This is a genomic window from Polaromonas sp., assembly GCF_036676035.1.
Lineage (GTDB): Bacteria > Pseudomonadota > Gammaproteobacteria > Burkholderiales > Burkholderiaceae_C > Polaromonas.
Map to the genome: position 1 here is coordinate 1 of NZ_JAKFDR010000066.1, position 3,451 is coordinate 3,451.

4 protein-coding genes are annotated in these 3,451 nt (G+C 64.4%); 2 read left to right on the forward strand and 2 right to left on the reverse strand.

Features of this window, described 5'->3' with window-relative positions; genetic code table 11:
• The first annotated feature begins 220 nt into the window (after window positions 1-220).
• The gene (locus V6M61_RS11060) at window positions 221-1,423 is read left to right on the forward strand and encodes an ISL3 family transposase (protein WP_332776629.1); all 1,203 of its coding nucleotides are present in this window, start codon (window positions 221-223) and stop codon (window positions 1,421-1,423) included.
• A 21-nt stretch (window positions 1,424-1,444) separates the two neighbouring features.
• On the opposite strand, the gene V6M61_RS11065 is transcribed toward V6M61_RS11060, so the two are convergent.
• A complete protein-coding gene (locus V6M61_RS11065) occupies window positions 1,445-2,305 on the reverse strand; it encodes a hypothetical protein (RefSeq protein ID WP_332776630.1) in 861 nt (286 codons plus the stop codon).
• A gap of 308 nt (window positions 2,306-2,613) precedes the next feature.
• Here V6M61_RS11065 and V6M61_RS11070 point away from each other — a divergent pair, with 308 nt between their 5' ends.
• Complete coding sequence (locus tag V6M61_RS11070) at window positions 2,614-2,931, forward strand: hypothetical protein (protein WP_332776631.1); 318 nt, start codon at window positions 2,614-2,616, stop codon at window positions 2,929-2,931.
• A 10-nt stretch (window positions 2,932-2,941) separates the two neighbouring features.
• On the opposite strand, the gene V6M61_RS11075 is transcribed toward V6M61_RS11070, so the two are convergent.
• Window positions 2,942-3,451 (reverse strand): hypothetical protein (locus tag V6M61_RS11075; RefSeq protein WP_332776632.1); only part of this gene is annotated, 510 nt, incomplete at its 5' end.

Below are 3,451 nucleotides of genomic sequence, written 5' to 3' on the forward strand. Positions count from 1 at the left end.
GTGCTCGGCAAGGCGAACGGCTCGCGGGTGGCACGGGCCTTGCTCCAGGGCTCGACCGGCTGAATCGGAGCGACCGTTTCCCCTCCTTGGCCGCGCGGCACAGCAGCGCGGCCTTTTTTATGGTTCTTCGCATCGTCGCGGGGAAGAGAGGATTGACAGTCAGGGATGCAGGTAAATTGGCAGTCGCCAAACACACCAACCCCTGCACCCTGCTGTCACCATGCATCCTATTGATCTTGCCGCTTTCTGGCCAGGCTACGCTGTCGTAGCCAGCCGCCAACACGCCGAAAACAGCCTGACGCTCACTCTGGAGCCACTCGCCTCTGGACTGCCGCGCTGTGGGCGCTGTCTTGAACCAAGCCCCCTGATCCATGATCGGCGTATCCGTCATGTGCGTGATCGCGATCTGTTCGATCAGCGTGTCCAACTGCAGGTTCCTGTCCGCCGCGTGGACTGCCTGAGCTGTGGTCGCGTTCCCGAGCGGATCGACTGGTTGGAGCCCGCATCACGCCTGACGCAGAGGCTGCGCGCATGGGTCGAAATGCTGCTGCAGATGCTGCCAATCAGCCATATCAGCCGACTCACCGGGCTGCACTGGCATACGATCAAGGCCATCGACAAGCGCCGTCTGCAAGCCAGCGTGGGCGACTTCGATCCAGGCAATGTCCGGCGTTTGGTGATGGATGAGTTTGCTTTGCACAAGGGCCACCGCTACGCCACGGTCATCATGGATGCCGAGCGCACGCGCGTACTGTGGGTGGGCAAGGGCAACAGCCGTGAGGCCATACGCCCTTTCTTCGAGTTGCTGGGCGAGCGTTGCCGGCAAATCGAAGCGGTGGCGATGGACATGAACACCGCCTTCGATCTGGAAGTGAAACAGCACTGCCCTCAGGCCGAAGTGGTGTACGACCTGTTCCATGTTGTGGCTCGTTATGGTCGCGACGTGATTGACCGCATCCGGGTCGACCAGGCCAACGTGCTGAGCCATGACAAGCCCGCCCGCAAAGTGGTCAAGCAGAGTCGTTGGCTGCTCCTGCGTAACCGGGACAATCTCAAAGATGAGCATGCGGTGCAGTTGCAGGAGCTACTGGCCGCCAATCAGCCGCTGGCCACTGTTTACGTGCTCAAGGACGCCCTGAAAGAGATCTGGTATGCCCCCAGCGTGCGTGAAGGCTGGCAACGCTGGAGGGCCTGGTTACGCCATGCGCGGGACAGTGATCTGGCACCGCTACAGCGCTTTGCCCGAAACCTCAGGCGCTACGCCCGAGGCATCCTCGCCAGCGCCCGCTTCCACATGCATACCAGCCTGCTGGAAGGGGTGAACAACCGCATCAAGGTGATCAAGCGCATGGCCTATGGCTTCAGGGACTCGGACTACTTCTTCCTGAAAATCAAGGCTGCCTTCCCCGGGAAAGCGCGATGAACCTTTTTTTCTGCGGTTGAATCAGCGCGCGTCGAGCTGCGCCTGCAGGTTCTGGATCTGCGCCTGCAGGGCGCTGATATTGCGGCTGGTCTGCGCGCGGAAAGCGTCGAACTCGGCGGTGTTGCCGCTCGGCGCCGGACGGGTTTCCAGGTCGCTCTTGAGCACCAGCAAGTCCTGCTCCAGGCGGCCGATGGCCTGGCTCGGGTCGCCGACCTTCTTCAGCGCCGCCACCTCGTCACTCAGGCTCCTGAGCTGGCTGTCGAACTGGCCCAGGCCCGCCTGGGCGCCTTTCAGCGCGGCCTGCTCGGCTTTCAACGCCGCCTGCGCGGTTTTCAAGCTGGCCTGCTCATCGCCCAGGCTCTTCAGCCGGCCGTCGAACTGGCTGGTCGCACCTTGCTGGGTCTTCAGCCCGGCCGCCAGTTGCTCGAGCTGCTTGCCCTGGCCAGCCTGCTGGCCGGCGATGCTCTGCTGCTGCTTGCCCAGCTCGGCCACTTTGCTTTCCAGCTGCTTGACCTGCAGCTTGAGCGCCTCGCTGCCGCTGGTGACCGTCGACTCGGTGGCGACCACCTTGCCGGAAATATCCTGGATACGCCCGGCGGCCTCCTCGCTGATGCGCGCGAAGCTCTCCTGGGTGGCGACCAGTTGCTGCTCCATCAGGCTGATCTGCTGGAAGCTCCACCAGCCCAGACCGCCGAGGGCGATGGTCAACGCCCCGACCAAGGCCCACAACGGCCCGCTGCTGGCGGCTTTGCCGGATGCCGCCGGGGCGGCACGGCCGTAAGCCGGAGTGCGCGCCGGCTCCTCATCGAAATCATCGCGATCACGCCGGTCCGGGGTCAGGCTCGGCACATGATCGAGTTCGTCGTAGGCATCGTTACGCATGGGTAGACCTTCAGGAAAACGCAGTGAGGGCAGGATGCCGCGCAGTATACCGGTTCGCGTGCAGCGCTTCAGTGTCGGGCGAAAGCGGTGCAGGACGCACCGACCAAGAGCATGGCAGTGAACGTTGGACCGGCCAGGAGCCACACAGTTGCGCATTCCGTGAACTGGTATGCGCTTTGCACTTGTCTGTCTGCGACATTTTCACCGCGCCTCGGGCGCGGCAAGCGGCGGCTCGCCCGGCCTCGCGCCATGCGCTGAACGCCGGGTCATTGCAGATCCGCCCACGTCGAATCACAGGGGGAAGGCCTATGGAACTGAACAGAGCAGTGTTGGATTGCATGAAGACCTTGCGCCGCCGGATCCGCGAGGAGCTGGCGCTGGACATTCGTCTGAGCCAGCCGGACGCGATCAGTGCGATGCTCAGCGCCTGCCTCGCCTCGGGCGACGAAGAAACCCGTCGGCTCGGCCAGTGCCTGGCGCAGTTCAGCGAGCGGCCCTTCAACCTCGCCGCCGATAGCGCGGCACCCGGCAAGCAGGCGGGCCAGCCATTGCCGGTGGAAGCGCCGGGCAGCACGCGCCCCAGCGGCTCGGTACGGATCTATCGCGGCCAGCGGGTCTACGTCTGAGCGCCAGCGCTCAACCTGGATGGTGGGCCTTCCACCACAGGCAGAACTCGTCCAGCGCCGTCCACAGGCTGACCTGCGGCTGATAGTCCAGGTACTGCCGGGCACGGCCGATATCCAGCGAGAAGTCCTTGGCCATCATCGCCACGCCCAGGCGCAACAGGGTCGGCTCGGGACGCCCGGGCAACAGCTTGCACAGGCCTTCGTTGAGCGCCGCCGCACCATAGGCCAGGGCATAGGGCAGATGGCGGGTCACCGGCGGCAAGTCCAGCTGGCGCAGCACATAGTTGACCGCATCCCAGAGCGGCACCGGCGCGCCGTTGCTGATGTTGTAGGCCTTGCCCAGTGCCGGTCCGGCCGCCAGCAAGGCGCTGAACAGGGCATCGTTGAGATTCTGCACGCTGGTGAAGTCGACCCTGTTCAGGCCGTTGCCGATGATCGCCAGGCGGCCCTTGCGCTGCATGTTGATCAGCCGCGGGAAGATGCTGGTATCGCCGGCCCCGGTGACCGAGCGCGGACGCAA